This is a genomic window from Streptomyces sp. NPDC017993 (genome assembly GCF_044328065.1).
GTDB lineage: Bacteria > Actinomycetota > Actinomycetes > Streptomycetales > Streptomycetaceae > Streptomyces.
This window is the reverse complement of record NZ_JBIRGO010000007.1, coordinates 304,144-320,735: the sequence shown is the minus strand read 5'-3', so window position 1 is coordinate 320,735 and position 16,592 is coordinate 304,144. Positions and strand designations below refer to the sequence as shown.

Below are 16,592 nucleotides of genomic sequence, written 5' to 3'. Positions count from 1 at the left end.
CTAGCCTGACCTGCGGTTTCATGGTGGCGACGAGGAGCGAGGAGAGCGCATGGCTGTCGACCGGCTGCCCGGGGTGGTGCTGACGGACCATCTGCTGGAGGTGCCGCTGGACCACGCCGATCCGGACGGGGAGCACCTGACGGTCTACGGACGCGAGGTGGTGGCCGCGGGCCGCGAGCGGGACGCACTGCCCTGGCTGGTCTATCTCCAGGGCGGGCCGGGCTGTCCCGCACCGCGCCCGCTGGGCCGGGACTCCTGGCTGTCCCGGGCACTTGAGGACCACCGCGTGCTGCTGCTGGACCAGCGCGGCACGGGGCGGTCGACGCCGGCCAACCGGCAGACCCTGCCACTGCGCGGGGGCCCGGCCGAACAGGCCGCTTACCTGGCGCACTTCCGCGCGGACGCCATCGTGCGGGACGCCGAGTTGTTCCGGCGCCGGCTGGTGGCGGACGGTGCGCCGTGGAGCGTCCTGGGCCAGAGTTTCGGCGGGTTCTGCACCGTCGCGTACCTCTCCCGGGCGCCGGAGGGTCTGCGTGCGGCGTACGTCACCGGCGGGCTGCCCGGGATCGACGCGAGCGCGGAGGACGTCTACCGGGCTGCCTATCCGAGGGTCGCGCGCAAGAACGCCGACCACTACGCCCGTTATCCGCAGGACGTGGCGGCGGCGAAGCGGATCGCGGCGCACCTGCGGGAGCGGACGGTACGGCTGCCGGGCGGGGGGCTGCTGACGGCCGAGGCGTTCCAGGCGCTCGGCCTGATGCTGGGCAGCGGCACGGGCTCGCACACGCTGCACCACCTCGTCACCGAGGCCTGGGTGACAGGACCCGGCGGCTCCGAGCTCGCCGACGCGTTCCTGCACGCCGTGCAGGGCCATCTCTCGCATGCCACCACCCCGCTGTTCGCGGTGCTGCACGAGACGATCTACGGGCAGCGCTCGGTCGACCCGGGCCCCACCGGCTGGGCGGCACAGCGCGTCCGCCCCGACTTCCCGGAGTTCGATGTGGACGCGGCGCTGGCCGGCGACGGGCCGCTGCACTTCACCGGCGAGATGATGTATCCGTGGCTGTTCGACAGCGACCCCGCGCTGGTTCCGCTGAAGGAGACCGCGCAGGCGCTCGCGGAGCGGACCGACTGGCCGGACCTGTATGACGCCGGGCGGCTGGCCGCCAACACGGTGCCGGCCGCCGCGGCCGTCTACTTCGACGACATGTACGTCGACACCGCGCAGGCGCTGCGGACCGCGGAACGCATCCGGGGCCTGCGGGTGTGGGTGACCAACGAGTGGGAGCACGACGGCCTTCGGGTGAGCGACGGCGCGGTGCTCGACCGGCTGATCCGGACCGTGCGCGGCGAGGTGTGAACGGCGGGCGGGGTGTCGATGGCACCCCGCCGCGGCCGTTTCGGGATCAGGCCGGCAGGGCCGGGTAGTCGAGGTAGCCGGTGTCGTCACCGCCGTAGAAGGCGGCGCGGTCGGGCGAGTTGAAGGGCCCGCCGAGCGCCAGCCGCCGGGGCAGGTCGGGATTGGCGAGGAACTGCCGCCCGAAGGCCAGCAGGTCGGCGGTGCCGTCCTCGATGAGCGCCAGGTCCTCGGGTCCCGCGGGGCGCCCGTCGCCCGCCGGGTTGAGGACGAAGGTGCCGGTGAAGTGCTTGCGCAGCCGGCCGAGCAGCTCGTGGTCGGGGACGTCGCAGACGTGCAGGTAGGCCAGGCCGAACGGCTCCACCGCCTGGAGCAGAGCCGTGTAGAGGGGCTCGGGGGCGGGCTCGGCGATGTCGTTGAAGGGGTTGCCTGGCGAGAGCCGCAGGCCGGTGCGGTAGGCCCCGACGGCGTCGGCCACCGCCCGCGTCACCTCCACCGCGAAGCGGATCCGGCCCTCGGTCGTGCCGCCCCACGCGTCGGTGCGCAAGTTGCTGTTGGGGGCCAGGAACTGGTGGAGGAGATAGCCGTTGGCGCCGTGGATCTCCACGCCGTCGAAGCCCGCCTCGATGGCGTTGCGCGCGGCTTCCGCGAAGTCGGCGACGGTCGCCCGGATCTCGCTGTCCGTCAGCTCGTGCGGGGTGACGCAGTCCTTCATGCCGTCCTCGGTGAAGACCTGGCTGCCGGCGGCCACCGGGGACGGCGCCACCGGTATCAGGCCGTCCGGCAGCACGTCCGGGTGGCCGATCCGGCCGCCGTGCCACAGCTGCGCGAAGATCCGTCCGCCCGCTTCGTGCACGGCGTCGGTCACCCGGCGCCAGCCGGCGACCTGCTCCGCGGTGTGCAGCCCGGGGGTGAAGGGGTAGCCCTGGCCGACGACGGAGGGCTGGGTGGCTTCGGTGACGATGAGGCCGGCGGTGGCGCGCTGGGCGTAGTACGTGACCATCGAGTCGGTCGGTACGCCACCGCCCTGCGTGGCGCGGTTGCGGGTCATCGGCGCCATCACGATGCGGTTGGCGAGCGGGGTGCCGGCGAGGTCGACGGGGTCGAAGGCGGTGGTCACTGAGGGCCTTTCCGTTGCTGGGCCACGGGACCTCAACCCGGGGGCGAGTTGAGGTGTTGACCATGGTTTCAGCAGCCGAAACGGCCCCGGCATTCCCCTCGGCAGCCTGACCTCTAGGCCAGCAGCGCCAGCAGCCGGTCCACGTCGTCGGTGGAGTTGTAGAGGTGGAAGGCCGCGCGCAGCAGCCCGCCGCGCACCGAGATCCGCACGCCGGCCTCGGTCAGCCGGCTCTCCGCGTCCGCGATCCCGGGGGTGGAGACGATCGCCGAGCCGGGGGCCGGGCGAGGGGTGAGTCCGCGGGCGGCCAGTCCGGCGCGGTAGTGGTCGGCGAGCGCGGTGTTGTGGGCGTGGACGGTGGCGACGCCCAGCTCCTCGATGAGGGCGAGGGACTGCTCGGCACCGACGTAGGAGTAGTGGGCGTGCGGTTCGTCGTAGCGTCGGGCGGTGGCGGCCGGCGCTACGACGGGTCCGTAACTGGAGGCGCCGGTGTCCTCACCGGCCACCCAGCCGGCGTGCAGCGCGGCGGGCCATGCCTCCTCTTCCCGGTCCGGACCGCCGAACGCCATGAAGGTGGTGCCGCGCGGGCACAGCAGCCACTTGAAGGCCCCGCAGACGACGAAGTCGAAGTCGGCGGCGCGCAGCGGCAGCCAGCCGGCTGCCTGGGTGATGTCGAGGTAGGTACGTGCGCCGTGGGCCCTGGCGGCGGTCCGCACCGCCTCCAGGTCGGCGATCCTGCCGTCCAGCGACTGCACGGCGCTGAACGCCACCAGGGCCGTGCCGGGGCGTACCGCCTCGGCGAGGTCGGCGAGCGGAACGCTGCGCAGCTTGATGCCGGGGCGTGCGGCGAGCGGGTTGACCAGGGAGCTGAAGTCACCTTCGGGCACCAGCACTTCGGAGCCGGCGGGGAGCGTGGCGGCGACGAACGCGGACTGCACCGCGACCGAGCTGCCGATGGCGACGCGGTCCGGGGAGGTGTCGAGGAGCCTGCCGAAGGCGGCCCGGGAGGCCGCGGCGGGGGCGAAGTAGTCGCGGCCCATGGTGCCGTAGGAGGCGGATTCGTCGAGGGCCGCGCGCAGGGCGGCTGCGCTACGGGCCGGAAGCAGTCCGCTGGACGCGGAGTTCAGGTAGATCGTCTCGGGCGCGAATTCGGCCCCGCCTAGTGGCTTTCGTCGCTGCATGCCCCCACTGTGCGGGGCGATCCGCGCCACGTCCATGCCGTTTGTGCCGATCCGGTCCGCGAGCGGCACTCGTCCGCGCTGGTGGCGGTGCGTGCGGGCGGGCCGCACGACCAGCGCGGAGCATCACTTCCCGGGCACGGCGCAGCCGTCGTCCGCGCAGACCTCGGCGTCGCCTGCCGGCAGGAGCTGGACGACGCCGTCGGCGTGGGCGCGCTCCAGCGCCTGGCGGAAGACCTCGGCGGGCTGTCCGCCGGAGATGCCGTACCGGCGGTCGATGACGAAGAACGGCACGCCGGTGGCGCCCAGCTCCGCCGCCTCGCGCTCGTCGGCGCGGACGGCGTCGGCGTAGGCGTCCGGGTCGGCCAGCACCCGTGCGACCTCGTCGGCGGGCAGTCCCGCGCCGACGGCGATCCCGGCGAGAACGGCGGGGTCGCCCAGCGGCCGGGCCTCGGCGAAGTTGGCGCGGTAGAAGGCGTCCAGCAGGGTGTCCTGGACGCCGTGCGCCCGGCCGAGGTGCAGCAGGCGGTGCAGGTCGAAGGTGTTGCCGTGGATCCGGTCGGAGCGGTAGTCCAGCCCCTCCTCGGCCGCCGCACCGGCGACCCGGGCCTCCATGGCCTCGGCCTGCTCGCGGGTGACGCCGTACTTCCGGGCCAGCATGTCCAGCACGGGGATGTCGTCGGCGGCCGGGGCGTTCGGGTCGAGTTCGAAGGAGCGGTGGACGACCTCGACGTCGTCGCGGTGGGCGAAGGCGGCGAGCCCGGACGCGAAGCGGGCCTTGCCGATGTAGCACCAGGGGCAGGCGATGTCGGACCAGATTTCGACGCGCATGGAGTGGCTGACTTTCCTTCTGTCGCGGGTGGGCACCAGGAGGAACAGGCGGGAGCGGCGCGCTATTCCGGGGCTCGGTCCCGGCCTGACCGCCGGGGGCCGCACGCGCGGTCGGCGGCTGCGTCGCGGTCCCCGCCCAAAGGCGTCACCGCGAGGGACAGTGTCAGCGTGAGGTGGGTCGCGTCGGGGGCGGGGCGGTGGCGCGGGTCCGGCCGCCAGCCGTGGCCGGTGTAGAAAGCGCGGGCGCGCCGGTTGTGCCAGACGACGTCCAGGGCGGCACGGGAGAAGCCTGCGGTGCGCCAGGCGTGCAGGCAGGCGGTGTGCAGGGCGCGGCCGACGCCCGTCCTCCAGTGGTCGGGGTCGACCTGGAGCTGGTGCAGCGTGACGGCTTCGGGGGCTCCCGGTCCGGCGGGGCGCCCGTAGGAGGCGGCGCCGAGGACCGTGCCGTGCCGCACGGCGCAGAGCGTGTCCTCGCGCTCCAGGGCGCGTGCCCAGACCGCCTGGCAGCGGGTGTGCTCGGCGGGCAGGTCGAAGGGCACGCCGGGCGCCCGGCCGCGGTGGTACGCGGCGCGGGCGCGACTGTGCAGGGTGGCGATCGCCTCCAGGTCCGCGGTGTGCGCCGCGCGGACCTGGAGGGCGGGTCCCCCGCTGTCGGGGCGCAAGGCGCCGTTGGCCCTACGCGCCTTCGGCACGGCCGTCGACGCGGCGCGGCAGCCCGAGCGGGTTGTCCTCCCGCAGCTCGGGCGGGAGCAGTGCGGGCGGGGAGTCCTGGTAGGCGACCGGCCGCAGCCAGCGTTCGATGGCGGTGCCGCCGACGGAGGTGGAGGTGGAGGTGGTGGCCGGGTAGGGCCCGCCGTGGTGCTGGGCGGGGGCGACCGCGACGCCGGTCGGCCAGCCGTTGACGACGACGCGGCCGGCGAGCGGGGTGAGAGCGGCCAGCAGCCGGGCGCCGCGTCCCTCGCCGTCGGTGCCGGCGCCCTCCTCGTCGCCGAGTTGCAGGGTCGCGGTGAGGTTGCCGGGGAGCCGGCCGAGGACCGCGCCGATCTCGGACTCGTCGGCGTAGCGGGCGAGGACGGTGACCGGGCCGAAGCACTCCTCCAGGAGGAGGTCGTGCGGGCCCTCGGCAGCGAGGCGGGTGGCCGGCACGGCGAGGAAGCCCGCGCTGACACTGTGCTCACCGCCCGCGCCGGGGGTCACCGGTGCCTGGACATCGGGGAGTTCGGCGCGGGCCCGGACGCCGTCCACGAACGCGTCACGCATCCGGTGGTCCAGCAGGACGCCTGCCTCGCTGTCGCTGACCGCGGCGGTCAGCGACTTCAGCAGCCGGTCGCCGGCCTCCCCCTCGGGGGCGAGGACCAGGCCGGGCTTGACGCAGAACTGTCCGACGCCGAGGGTCACCGAGCCGGCCAGACCGGCGCCGATCTCCTCGGCGCGTTCGGCGGCGGCGGCCTCGGTGATCACGACGGGGTTGAGGCTGCCGAGTTCGCCGTGGAAGGGGATGGGCCGGGGGCGGGCCGCGGCCGCGTCGTAGAGGGCCCGGCCGCCGCGTACCGAGCCGGTGAAGCCGGCGGCGGTGACGAGTGGGTGGCGTACCAGGTCGACGCCGGCCTGGAAGCCGTGCACCAGGCTCACCACGCCCTCGGGCAGGCCGACGTCGGCGGCGGCCCGGCGCAGCAGCGCGACGCACAGCTCGGAGGTGGCGGGGTGGTCGGGGTGGGCCTTGACCACCACCGGGCAGCCGGCCGCCAGGGCGCTGGCGGTGTCGCCGCCGGGCACCGAGAAGGCGAGCGGGAAGTTGCTGGCGGAGTAGACCGCGACGACGCCCAGCGGGATCTTGTAGCGGCGCAGGTCGGGCCGCGGCGGGGCGAGGGCGGGGTCGGCGTGGTCGATCAGTACGTCGAGGAACGCGCCCTCGGCGACGATGTCTGCGAAGGCGCGCAACTGGTAGGTGGTCCGGCCGAGTTCTCCGGTGAGGCGGCCGGGGCCGAGTGCCGTCTCGGCGTCGGCGGCCTCGATGACCCGGTCGCCGGCCTCCTCCAGCACCTCGGCCGCGCGGCGCAGATAGGCCGCGCGCACTTCCCGGTCGGCGAGCGAGGCGCGGGCGGCGTGCGCCGCACTCACGGCGGCATCCACCTCGGCCGCTGTCGCCTCCACCGCAACCTGCTCGCGCTGCTTCCCGCTTCGGGGGTCGACGCTCCAGACTGGTGCTGCTGCCGCTGCTGCCACCGTGCATTCCTTCCGGATGAAGTCTTGCCGCACACCCGACCGTGTTCGGTATGCTGAACACTGTCTCGGATGGTGAATCTCTGGGACTCTATGGGTGTCCGAACAGAGGGGTCAAGGGCGATGTCAGCTGCCGATACCGGTGGAGCGCAGGTCAAGTCCGCGGTGCGTACCGTGGAGCTGCTGGAGTACTTCGCGGGCCGCCCCGGTATGCACAGCCTGGCCTCCGTCCAGGAAGCCGTCGGCTACCCCAAGTCCAGTCTCTACATGCTGCTGCGGACCCTCGTCGACCTGGGCTGGGTCGAGACGGACGCCACCGGCACGCGCTACGGCATCGGTGTCCGCGCCCTGCTGGTCGGCACGTCGTACATCGACGGCGACGAGGTGGTGGCCGCCGCCCGGCCCACCCTGGACCGGCTCTCCGACGACACCACCGAGACCATCCACCTCGCGCGGTTGGACGGCGTCAACGTCGTCTACCTCGCCACCCGCCAGTCGCAGCACTACCTGCGCCCCTTCACCCGCGTCGGCCGCCGGCTGCCGGCGCACTCCACGTCGCTGGGCAAGGCGCTGCTCGCCACCTACACGGACGACCAGGTGCGCGCGCTGCTGCCGCCGACCCTCGCGCCGCTGACCGAGCACACCATCACCGACCGCGAGAAGCTGATCGAGGAGCTGCACGCGGTGCGCGAGCAGGGCTACGCCGTGGACCGCGAGGAGAACACGCTGGGCCTGCGCTGCTTCGGCATCGCGATCCCCTACCGCACGCCGGCGCGGGACGCGATCAGCTGCTCGGTGCCGGTGGCCCGGCTGACCCCGGCCCACGAGCAGATGATCAAGGACACGCTCTTCGACGCACGGGACCGCCTGACGCTGGCCACCCGCCGGCTGTGAAGTGATGGGCCGGCCGGCCGCGGGCACCGCGGGCCGGCATTACCGGGCACCTCACGGGGTGACCGCGTCCACCTTGCCGCCACCGCCACGGAGCGTCACCCTCCCGCCGGGTCGGGCCGGTCACCCGTTCACCTCAAAGGGTCCCGCCGCGAGGCGCCCGCAGGAAACACCCTCTGGCCTGCACCTTTCCTGACGGACTCGGCGTCATGGCGCCCGCGGGGCCGTGATCTGACAGCACGTCAGCAGGCTCTCTCGACGCCGGACCGCTTATCTCGGAACCAGGAAGCGCGGGATTCCCCTCAGGCGCAGTGGTGTGCCACGTCCGTGCTTCGTGGAGGTTCGTGTCATGCGTTCCACTCGACTTCTCACCGGTGCCGGGCTGTCCCTGGCCGCGCTCGGCCTGTCCGCCACCGCGGCGTACGCCGGCGACTTCGGTGTGATCGAGGTGTCACCCAACCCGGCCCGGCCCGGCTCCACGATCTCCCTGGCCGTCACGGGCTGCGGGAACAGCCGTTCCGCGACCGTCGACACCAGCACTCTGGGCACGGGCACCATCAAGCTCGCCCAGGGGGCCGCCCGGGGCTCGCTGGTCGGCGAGCTGACGATCCGGCATGGCACCTGGCCCGGCAACTACGGCATCAGCGGCGCCTGCGCCGGCGGCAAGGAGATCACCGGCACCGTGCACGTCGGCCGGGGGAGCGTTGCCACCTCCCCACCCGAGGACAAGGTGAAGACCGGTGCCGGTGCCACGGTCCCCGGCACCGTCCACGTCGGCCGGGGCAGCGCTCCCACCGGCGCCCCCAAGGGCAAGGTCGAGACCGGTGTCGGCTCCACCAGCGGGAAGAGCAACACCACCGAAATCGCCGCGGGCGCGGCCGTGCTGCTGGCCGCGGTCGCGGGTGGCGCCTGGGCATCGCGCCGTCGTCGCTCGGGAGACCGGATCTGATCGGGGCCGGCCGCGGCCGGTGACCCACGAGCCGCCCGCCTCCCCGGGGCACCCGCCGTGCTCGGGAGGCCGGGGCAGGAGCCATCCACCGCTTCCCGGGAGGGGTGCGCACCGCCATGGGAACCAGCAGCCGCGCGCGGGGGGACAGGACCGTCATAGCCATCGGCACGCTGCTCGCGCTGGGCACCGGGATCTGGCTCGTCGCCCATGGCGCCGAGACCACCGCCCCGCCGCAGCCGTCCGCCGCCCAGGGGTTCTCCGCGGCGTCATCGGGAGCCGGGCCGCCCGCGGGCCCGGCGGCCCGTCCGCTGCCGGTTTCCGGGCCGGTGCGCGTCACGGTGCCGTCGGTCGGCATCGACGCACCGCTGACAGGGCTGGGGCTGGCCGCGAACGGGAGCCTGGCCGCACCGCCGGAGAAGGACACGAACCTGGCCGGCTGGTACGCGGCCGGCACCGCGCCCGGCGCCCGGGGCACCGCTCTGATCGCGGGTCATGTCGACAACCACGCGGGGCCGGCCGTCTTCTACCGCCTCGGCTCCGTGCAGAAGAACCACACCATCGAGATCCGCCGCGAGGACGGCCGGACGGCGCTCTTCACGGTCGACGCCGTTGAGGTCTATCAGGGCGACGACTTCCCGGACGACAAGGTCTACGGCCCGGCCGCCCGGCCCGAACTCCGCCTGATCACCTGCGGGGGCGGCTTCGACGAGGCCACCCAGGAGTACCTGGGCAATGTCGTCGTCTTCGCCCATCTCACCGGCAGCAAGGGTCCGTGACACGCACACCTCGCCGTCGCGGCCCGTCGCCAACTTCCTCCGATATCCGGGGTGTTCAGTCTCCGATGCCCGACGCCGTGGTCCGCAGGGCGTGCCGCACGGCCGCCAGGTCGCCGTCGCTCGCGAGCCCCCCGTGGTAGAGCCGCAGCGCGTTCGCGCCCAGTGAGACGGCGTGTGCCGCGTCGGCGGCGAGGGTGCCCGGGCTGCCGCCCATGCCGGTGACGACGGTGAGGTTGGCGGCGACGGTGGCGGTGGCCGGGCGGCCGGCGAACGGCCCGAGTGCGTCGGCGCGGGCCGCGTCGTCACCGGTGCACGGCACGACCACCCCGTCGGCGTGCGCGAGGACATCCGCCGGATCCACCCCGGCGTTGGCGCCGCAGCGATGCGCGGCCGGGTCGGCGTGCAACAGCACCCGGAACTCCCCCGCCGCGGCCTCCCGTACGGCGCGTACGGCAGCGCGTTGCAGGGACCGAGCCGCCCGGTCCCGCCAGGTGCGCACCACGCCGGCGAGGTCCCTTCCGAGCAGTTCCTCGATCCGGTCCCGCTCCGCCGCCCGCTCCCCCGAGGGCGCCGCCGCCGGCCGGCCTCCCGCGCCCTCCCGGCCCGCCCAGAGCGGCTCCAGCGCCCGCCGCACCCCCGCCCGCACCTCGGCCGCGGGGATCCCCGACGCGGTGTATCCGTCCGAGCAGACCGAGCAGAAGCACAGGGACATCAGGTACTGCCCGGCGCCGGAGAGCGGCACCCCGCCGATCTTGTCGTGGGCGTGCAGATGGGCCAGTCCGTACCAGCCGCAGGACTCCAGCTCGGTGCCCCGGGCGCCGGGGCGTACCGCCGCCTCCGCGGCGAGGTCCACGAGATACTCGCGCACCTCGCCGCGGGCGATGCACGGTGCCCACGGGTAGGCGTCGCCGTAGGCGTTGCGGACGACGGCGGACGGATGCTCGTCGCCCAGACGGGAGTTGTGCGCCAGCACCACCCAGGTGTGCACCTCAAGACCCGCCTCGGTCAGCGACTGCAGGGCCGCACCGAAGGGGTCCGCGCCCGGCACCCAGTCCTGGGTGTACGGCCGCAGCGTGCGCCCCGCCCAGCGCCTGGCGTCCGGAGGGTAGAGGACGGCGGCGTGCCGGGCGGTGACGATGCGGTGGCGAGGGTGGCGCGGGGTCAGGGCGCGGGTGGAGTGGTAGGCGGAGGCCAGCGTGACCTGCTGGATTCCGAGGTCGGCGAGGCGGGCGGCGGCGTCCGGGTCACCGACGACGTCCCAGGGGTAGAGGAAGGCGGCGGTGTGCATCAGGCACCGTTCTCCGGAGCGTCAGCGGCCAGGGCCAGGCCGCGCTCGATCAGTTCGGCGAGCTCCTTGACATGCGCCGGGGCCGGTTCTGTGAGCGGCGGCCGGACCTCCCCGACGTCAAGGCCGCGCAACCGCACCCCGGCCTTGACCAGGGAAACGGCGTAACCGCGGCCCCGGTTGCGCAGGTCGACCAGCGGCCGGTAGAAGCCGTCGAGCAGCCGGGCCACCGTCGCGTCGTCACCGGCGTTCAGGGCCCGGTGGAAGGCCAGGGCGATCTCGGGAGCGAAGGCGAACACGGCGGAGGAGTAGAGCCGCACCCCCAGGCCCAGATAGGCGGGGCCGGTGAGTTCGGCGGTGGGCAGCCCGTTGAAGTAGAGGAAGCTCTCGTCGGCGGCCTCGGTGCGCACGGCGCTGATGATGCGCTGCAACAGGTCGAGGTCGCCCAGGCCGTCCTTGAGTCCGATGATGCCCGGGGTCCTGGCCAGTCGGACGACGGTTTCGGGTGTGAAGACGGCGTTGTCGCGCTGGTAGACGATGACGGGAAGCGGGGTGGCCTCGGCGAGTGCGGTGTAGTGCCGCAGCAGCCCCTCCTGTTCCGCGACGACGAGATAGGGCGGCATGGCCAGCAGGCCGTCGGCGCCGGCTTCGTGGGCGATGCGGGCGAAGCGTTCGGCGAGCGCGGTGCCGTAGCCCGCTCCGGCGACGACCGGGACGCGGCCCGCCGCCTCCTCGACCGCGGCGGCGACACAGTCACCGAACTCCTCGGGGGTGAGCGCGTGGAACTCCCCGGTGCCGCAGCAGGCGAAGACGGCGGCCGCGCCCGCGTCGATGCCGCCGCGCACATGCGCCCGAAAGACCTCCAGGTCCAGGGCGCCGTCCGGCGCGTACGCGGTCACGGGGAAGAACAGCAGTCCGTCGAGGCGGTCGGCGAGCGGCGGGGCTGAGGTCACGGGCTCTCCCTGGCACGCATGTGCATGCTTCTGATCAGTGTCCATATTTCTGAACTTGACCACGCTAGAACAGCCCTCCCGTGCGGGTCAAGGGCGCGAATTCCCGGGCGCGTCAAGCCGATTCGACCCTTCCACCGGCCTCCTTGACCGCCTGCGGGCCGATCCTTAGCGTGTCCACACATCTGAATGCTGTCCACGCATCCAGCGTCACAGCGCAGCCGGAGGAGTCCCCGCACATGACCGCACCCCGCACCGTTCTGCTCACCGGCGCCGCCGGTGGGCTCGGCACCCTGATGCGCGAGCTGCTGCCGCCCCACGGCTACCGCCTGCGGCTCTTCGATCAGCGGCCCATCGACGGCGAACCGGACGCGATCACCGCCGATCTGGCCGACAAGGAGGCGCTGCGCGAGGCCGTACGCGGCGTCGACGCGATCATCCACCTCGCGGGGATCTCCCTGGAAGCCCCGTTCGAGCAGATCCTGCGGGCCAACATCGAAGGCACCTACCAGCTCTACGAGGCCGCCCGCGAAGAGGGCGTGCGCCGCGTCGTCTTCGCCTCCTCCAACCATGCCGTCGGCTTCACCCCCCGCCCGCCGGACGGCTCCGGCGCGATCTCCGTCGACACCCCCCGCCGCCCCGACACCTACTACGGCCTGTCCAAGGGGTTCGGCGAGGACCTCGCCTCGCTCTACTGGGACCTGCACGGCATCGAGACCGTCTCCCTGCGCATCGGCTCCTGCTTCCCCGTACCGACCTCTGTGCGCATGCTGTCGATCTGGCTGAGTCCCGCGGACGCCGCCCGGCTGCTGCACGCCGCACTGACCGCCGAGGGCGTCGGCCATACCGTCGCCTATGCCTCGTCGGCCAACACCCGCCTGTGGTGGGACCTCTCGGGCGCCCGCGCACTGGGCTACGCCCCGCAGGACGACTCCGAGCCCTACGCGGCCGAACTGATCGCCGCCCACGGCGAACTCGACGCCCACCACCCCGAGCACGCTCATCTCGGCGGCGCGTTCTGCACCGACCCGCCGCGCTGGCCGCACTGACCGGCGCACGGACCCGCTCCCTCCCACGGCCGATCCGCCACCGTACGGAACTCGCCACCGCCCCCTCGCGTCCTTGAGAGCGAAGCGGGGCGGACAAGCAGCGCGGAGACGCACGGCGAGGCCCCGCACCACTGTCACACCGCAGGAACGAGGAAACGCATCATGGGCATCGTCAGCTGGCTCGTACTGGGACTCATCGCCGGCGTCATCGCCAAGGTCCTGCTGCCGGGGCGCGACCCGGGCGGGCTCGTCGGGACGACCCTGATCGGGATCGCGGGCTCCTTCATCGGCGGCTGGCTCTCCACCCGCGTCCTGGACCGTCCTATACCGAAGGACTTCTACGACCCGTCGATGTGGGTGGCCGCCGTCGCCGGGGCCCTGGTCCTGCTGATCGCCTACCGCCTGCTCTTCGGCAACTCACGCGACCGCCGCTGAGCCCGGCGGACGCGGCGGGGAGCTGCGGGAGGCGCCCGGCGCCGGGCCGGGCAGCCAACCGGGTGCGGGTAATGGAACCGTAAAAGCCGGCCGGTCGTTACTGCTGGCATGACCGCTATGACTCCTGGCTCGAATCTCCCGCTCACCTCCGCGCGGGTCGCGGTGGACGTCACCGCCCCCGTGCGGCTGGATGTGTCGGGCCTGCTGCTCACGGCCGAGGGCAAGGTGCGCTCGGACGACGACTTCATCTTCTACAACCAGCCCAACGGCCCGGGCGTGACCCACTCCGCGGCCCCCGGCGGCGGCGACACCATCACGGTGGACACCGCAGCGGTACCCGACGGCATCGAGAAGGTCGTCGTCACCGCGAGCCTGGACGCCCCCGGCGCCACCTTCGCGGGCACCGAACCGACCGGCACGGTCCGCAACGCCGACGACGGCAGCGTCCTGGCCTCCTTCACCCCGCCGCAGCTCGGCACGGAGACCGCCCTGGTGCTCGTCGAGATCTACCGGCGCAACGGCGTCTGGAAGGTCCGCGCCGTCGGACAGGGCTACGCCAACGGCCTGGCCGGCATCGCGACCGACTTCGGCGTGAGCGTCGAGGAACCGGCCGCCCCGCAGGCGCCGACTCCCGCCGCCCCCCAGGCCGCCCCCCAGGCGCCTGCGGCACCTCCGACCGCCGCACCGGCCGCCCCTCCGCAGCCCGCCGCGCCCGCGGCGCCGGCTGCCGGCGCCGGCAAGATCAACCTCGACAAGGGCCGTGTCAGCCTCCAGAAGAACCAGACGGTCTCGCTGGTCAAGGGTGGTCAGCCGCTGCTCAGCTCGGTCCGCATGGGGCTCGGCTGGGAGCCCGCCTTCCGCGGCAAGAGCATCGACCTGGACGCCTCCGTCATCGCCTACGGCCCGGACCGCAAGAAGATCGACAACTGCTTCTTCGGCAAGCTGTCGATCCTCAACGGCGCGATCCAGCACTCCGGCGACAACCTCACCGGTGACGGTTCCGGCGACGACGAGGTCATCACCGTCCACCTCGGCGGCGTGCCCCCGCAGGTGACCGGTCTGGTGTTCACGGTGAACTCCTTCTCCGGCCAGAAGTTCTCGGACGTCGCCAAGGCGTACTGCCGCCTGGCCGACGCGCAGACCGGCGAGGAGCTGGTCCGCTTCGACCTCACCGGTGCCGAGCCGCGCACGGGCGTCATGATGGCCAAGCTCATCCGGCAGTTCTCCGGCGAGTGGGAGATGACGGCCATGGGCGAGTTCGTCGACTCCCGCACGGTGCGCGGCATGGTGAAGCCCGCGGCCAAGGCACTCTGACCCCACAGACCACCCCACGGACGACCCGTTCCGGCGCCCCGCCCCACCCGGCCCGCGTCACCGATGCGGCCGGGCGGGGCGCTCCCGCGCACGCCGTCGCCACCGCGAGTCGGGCCCGGACAACCGGATGAAGCGCCTCCGGGTGTCGCCCCGAAGCCCCACGAGGTGGCCGGAGAGCAACCCGCGCCCATCCCCCAACACCCCTCCTGCACACCACAGTTGATTGTCAGACCCGCCCCGTAGGGTGGGCGGTGGCAGCTACGGAACGGGGAGGAATCATGACAGGGGAGAAAGACTTCGGCCCACAGCAACTGGCGAACTGGCTCGGCATCGCACCACGCCACCTGCGCCGCGCGGAGACGCGCGGCCTGATCCCGCCGCCGGACGTGGCGGACGAGCGGTGGTCGTTATCCGTCGCCAGGACCCTCGTGGACCGCGTCGAGACGATCGTGGCCGCCGTGGACGACGAGCGCTATCCCGTGCACCAGGCACCCGCGGGGACCGCCCGGCGCCGGGTGTCCAAGCGGGACAGCTTCGGCCCCCACCAGCTGGCGAAAGAGCTGGGTCTGCAGCGCTGGCAGGCCGGCAGGGCGGAGCAGCGCGGGCTGATCCCACCGCCGGACGTGGACGGCACACGCTGGTCGCGCGAGGTGGTCGAGGCACTGCACGACCGGGTGCCGGAGATCTGCGAGGTCCTGGGGGACCACCCCGGGCTGGGTTCGATCGACGCGGCGACACGACTCGCCGCCCGCACCGGCCTCCTGGTCGAGCGGCCCGATGTCCGCACCCTGGCCGACCAGGGCCTGCTCCGCCCCGTCGGCGAGTTCCGGGGCCATCCCATGTACGGCCTGGACGGCCTCGACGGTCTCCCCGAGGAGCACATCGTCACGGTGGTGAGGCAACGCGAGGAATGGATCGCCCGGAGCCTCACGGCCAAGGAAGCGGCCGCGCTGCTGGGGTGGGCACCGGGCAGGTTCGAGGTCACCGCGGAACGCAGCGGGCTGTGCCCGGGCCCGCTGGACCGCTACGACCGAGCGCAGGTCGAACAGCTGCCGGCGGCGGACGGCGGGGCGTAGGGGAGGCAGGGCGTGACCGCCGGTCGTCGCAAGGCCGGGGCGGGCGACGGGGTGACCGGCGGGCCCTGGGGGGGGCGGCGCAGAGCGCGGCAACCGCTCCCCCATCCGCCTCAGCCCGATCCCGCGACCCGTGCCAGCCGCTCGTAGGACTCCAGCAGCGCCGCCCGGTCGTAGGAGCTGGTGGTGACCAGGACCTCGTCCGCCGCGGTGTGTTCGATCAGGGCGTCGAGGGCCTCGGCGACCTCCTGCTCGGTGCCGTAGAGGTGGCCCCGGAGAGCCTCCTCGTAGAACTCCCGCTCCCGCGCGGACACCGCCCCTTCGCCGGCGCCTCCCGCGTCGGCCGGCGGCAGCTCCTCCGCGGGCCGCAGCGGCGGGAAGGCCCCGTGCGTCCGGGAGTACGCCATCGACCGGGCCTCCGGGAGCAGCAGCCGCCGCGCCGCCTCGGTCGTGGCGGCGACGGCGACCGTCCCGGAGATCACCACATACGGCCGGTCCCACAGGTGCGAGGGACGAAACCGTGCGCGGTAGGACTCGATCGCGTCGAGCATCTTCGCCCGGCCGCGGAGGTCGCCGATGACCAGCGCGAGGCCGGCAGCCGCGGCGACCTGTGCGCCCGACCCCGTCGCCAGGACGAACGCCGGCACCCGCAGCCCCTCGGCGGGCCGGGCGTGCACCTGCGGATGGGTCGTCTGGGTACCCGTGAAGTAGCCGAGCAATTCCCTCAGTTGGGCACTGAAGTCCTCGGTGGCGTCCTTCTCCGTGCCCAGGGCCCGCCGGATGCCGCCGGTGAAGCCGACGGACCGGCCGAGCCCCATGTCGATCCGGCCGGGAAAGAGCGACTCCAGCACTCCGAACTGCTCGGCGACCACCAGCGGCCGGTGGTTGGGCAGCATCACCCCGCCCGTGCCGACCCGGATCGAGGACGTCGCGGAGGCCACCGCCGCCGCCAGCACGGTCGGCGCGGAGCCGGCGACCCCGGGCACGCTGTGGTGCTCGGAGACCCAGAACCGGTGGTAGCCGAGCCCTTCCGCCTGCCGTGCCAGATCCACGGTGTCGCGCAGCGCGGCCCCCTCCGGGTGACCCTCTCTGGTGCGGGAGCGGTCCAGGATCGAGAATGGTGTCGTCCGTATCGTCGAGCTCACCTCTGCTTCAACGTCCGCG

The 16,592-nt window shown here is 73.5% G+C and carries 16 protein-coding genes; 8 read left to right on the top strand and 8 right to left on the bottom strand.

From position 1 onward, the window contains the following. Positions 1-49 precede the first annotated feature (49 nt). Complete coding sequence (locus ACH4FH_RS15535) at positions 50-1,360, top strand: alpha/beta fold hydrolase (RefSeq protein WP_398556331.1); 1,311 nt, start codon at positions 50-52, stop codon at positions 1,358-1,360. A gap of 46 nt (positions 1,361-1,406) precedes the next feature. Here the strand turns inward: ACH4FH_RS15535 and ACH4FH_RS15530 are convergent, their stop codons facing one another. The 5 genes from ACH4FH_RS15530 to ACH4FH_RS15510 form a co-directional block, all read right to left on the bottom strand. After that, positions 1,407-2,477, bottom strand: coding sequence for an alkene reductase (locus tag ACH4FH_RS15530; RefSeq protein ID WP_398556330.1), 1,071 nt, complete (start codon positions 2,475-2,477; stop codon positions 1,407-1,409). A 113-nt stretch (positions 2,478-2,590) separates the two neighbouring features. Next, on the bottom strand, positions 2,591-3,655 hold the full coding sequence (locus ACH4FH_RS15525) for an aminotransferase class V-fold PLP-dependent enzyme (RefSeq protein ID WP_398556329.1): 1,065 nt from the start codon (positions 3,653-3,655) through the stop codon (positions 2,591-2,593). A gap of 123 nt (positions 3,656-3,778) precedes the next feature. Then, the gene (locus tag ACH4FH_RS15520) at positions 3,779-4,483 is read right to left on the bottom strand and encodes a DsbA family oxidoreductase (RefSeq protein WP_398556328.1); all 705 of its coding nucleotides are present in this window, start codon (positions 4,481-4,483) and stop codon (positions 3,779-3,781) included. A gap of 62 nt (positions 4,484-4,545) precedes the next feature. Beyond that, positions 4,546-5,175: a GNAT family N-acetyltransferase gene (locus ACH4FH_RS15515; protein WP_398556327.1), complete on the bottom strand. Its 630-nt coding sequence runs from the start codon at positions 5,173-5,175 to the stop codon at positions 4,546-4,548. Further along, a complete protein-coding gene (locus tag ACH4FH_RS15510; protein ID WP_398556326.1) occupies positions 5,159-6,709 on the bottom strand; it encodes an aldehyde dehydrogenase (NADP(+)) in 1,551 nt (516 codons plus the stop codon). The genes ACH4FH_RS15515 and ACH4FH_RS15510 overlap by 17 nt, the downstream gene beginning before the upstream one ends. 120 nt (positions 6,710-6,829) lie before the next feature. Here ACH4FH_RS15510 and ACH4FH_RS15505 point away from each other — a divergent pair, with 120 nt between their 5' ends. The 3 genes from ACH4FH_RS15505 to ACH4FH_RS15495 all read left to right on the top strand — a co-directional run bounded on the left by ACH4FH_RS15505 (position 6,830) and on the right by ACH4FH_RS15495 (position 9,322). Continuing rightward, the gene (locus ACH4FH_RS15505) at positions 6,830-7,600 is read left to right on the top strand and encodes an IclR family transcriptional regulator (RefSeq protein WP_393895919.1); all 771 of its coding nucleotides are present in this window, start codon (positions 6,830-6,832) and stop codon (positions 7,598-7,600) included. Positions 7,601-7,946: 346 nt separating this feature from the next. Continuing rightward, complete coding sequence (locus ACH4FH_RS15500; protein WP_398556325.1) at positions 7,947-8,546, top strand: hypothetical protein; 600 nt, start codon at positions 7,947-7,949, stop codon at positions 8,544-8,546. Between the two features lie 116 nt (positions 8,547-8,662). Continuing rightward, entirely contained in the window at positions 8,663-9,322 is a 660-nt protein-coding gene (locus ACH4FH_RS15495) for a class F sortase (protein WP_398556324.1), read from the top strand. A 55-nt stretch (positions 9,323-9,377) separates the two neighbouring features. On the opposite strand, the gene ACH4FH_RS15490 is transcribed toward ACH4FH_RS15495, so the two are convergent. Continuing rightward, positions 9,378-10,610, bottom strand: coding sequence for a hypothetical protein (locus ACH4FH_RS15490; RefSeq protein ID WP_398556323.1), 1,233 nt, complete (start codon positions 10,608-10,610; stop codon positions 9,378-9,380). Further along, positions 10,610-11,605: a 5-dehydro-4-deoxyglucarate dehydratase gene (locus ACH4FH_RS15485; RefSeq protein ID WP_398556322.1), complete on the bottom strand. Its 996-nt coding sequence runs from the start codon at positions 11,603-11,605 to the stop codon at positions 10,610-10,612. Before ACH4FH_RS15485 ends, ACH4FH_RS15490 begins: the two co-directional genes overlap by 1 nt. Positions 11,606-11,796: 191 nt before the next feature. Between ACH4FH_RS15485 and ACH4FH_RS15480 the strand changes: the two genes are divergently transcribed. The 4 genes from ACH4FH_RS15480 to ACH4FH_RS15465 all read left to right on the top strand — a co-directional run bounded on the left by ACH4FH_RS15480 (position 11,797) and on the right by ACH4FH_RS15465 (position 15,431). Then, positions 11,797-12,606, top strand: coding sequence for an NAD-dependent epimerase/dehydratase family protein (locus ACH4FH_RS15480; RefSeq protein ID WP_398556321.1), 810 nt, complete (start codon positions 11,797-11,799; stop codon positions 12,604-12,606). 162 nt (positions 12,607-12,768) lie between these two features. Beyond that, positions 12,769-13,041, top strand: a complete 273-nt coding sequence (locus ACH4FH_RS15475; RefSeq protein WP_393895925.1) for a GlsB/YeaQ/YmgE family stress response membrane protein — start codon at positions 12,769-12,771, stop codon at positions 13,039-13,041. A gap of 117 nt (positions 13,042-13,158) precedes the next feature. Further along, positions 13,159-14,355, top strand: a complete 1,197-nt coding sequence (locus tag ACH4FH_RS15470; RefSeq protein WP_398556416.1) for a TerD family protein — start codon at positions 13,159-13,161, stop codon at positions 14,353-14,355. A gap of 278 nt (positions 14,356-14,633) precedes the next feature. Then, positions 14,634-15,431 (top strand): hypothetical protein, encoded by a 798-nt coding sequence (locus tag ACH4FH_RS15465; RefSeq protein ID WP_398556320.1) that lies wholly within the window; start codon positions 14,634-14,636, stop codon positions 15,429-15,431. Between the two features lie 110 nt (positions 15,432-15,541). Here the strand turns inward: ACH4FH_RS15465 and ACH4FH_RS15460 are convergent, their stop codons facing one another. Then, positions 15,542-16,573: an MsnO8 family LLM class oxidoreductase gene (locus ACH4FH_RS15460; protein ID WP_398556319.1), complete on the bottom strand. Its 1,032-nt coding sequence runs from the start codon at positions 16,571-16,573 to the stop codon at positions 15,542-15,544. Positions 16,574-16,592: the final 19 nt, after the last annotated feature.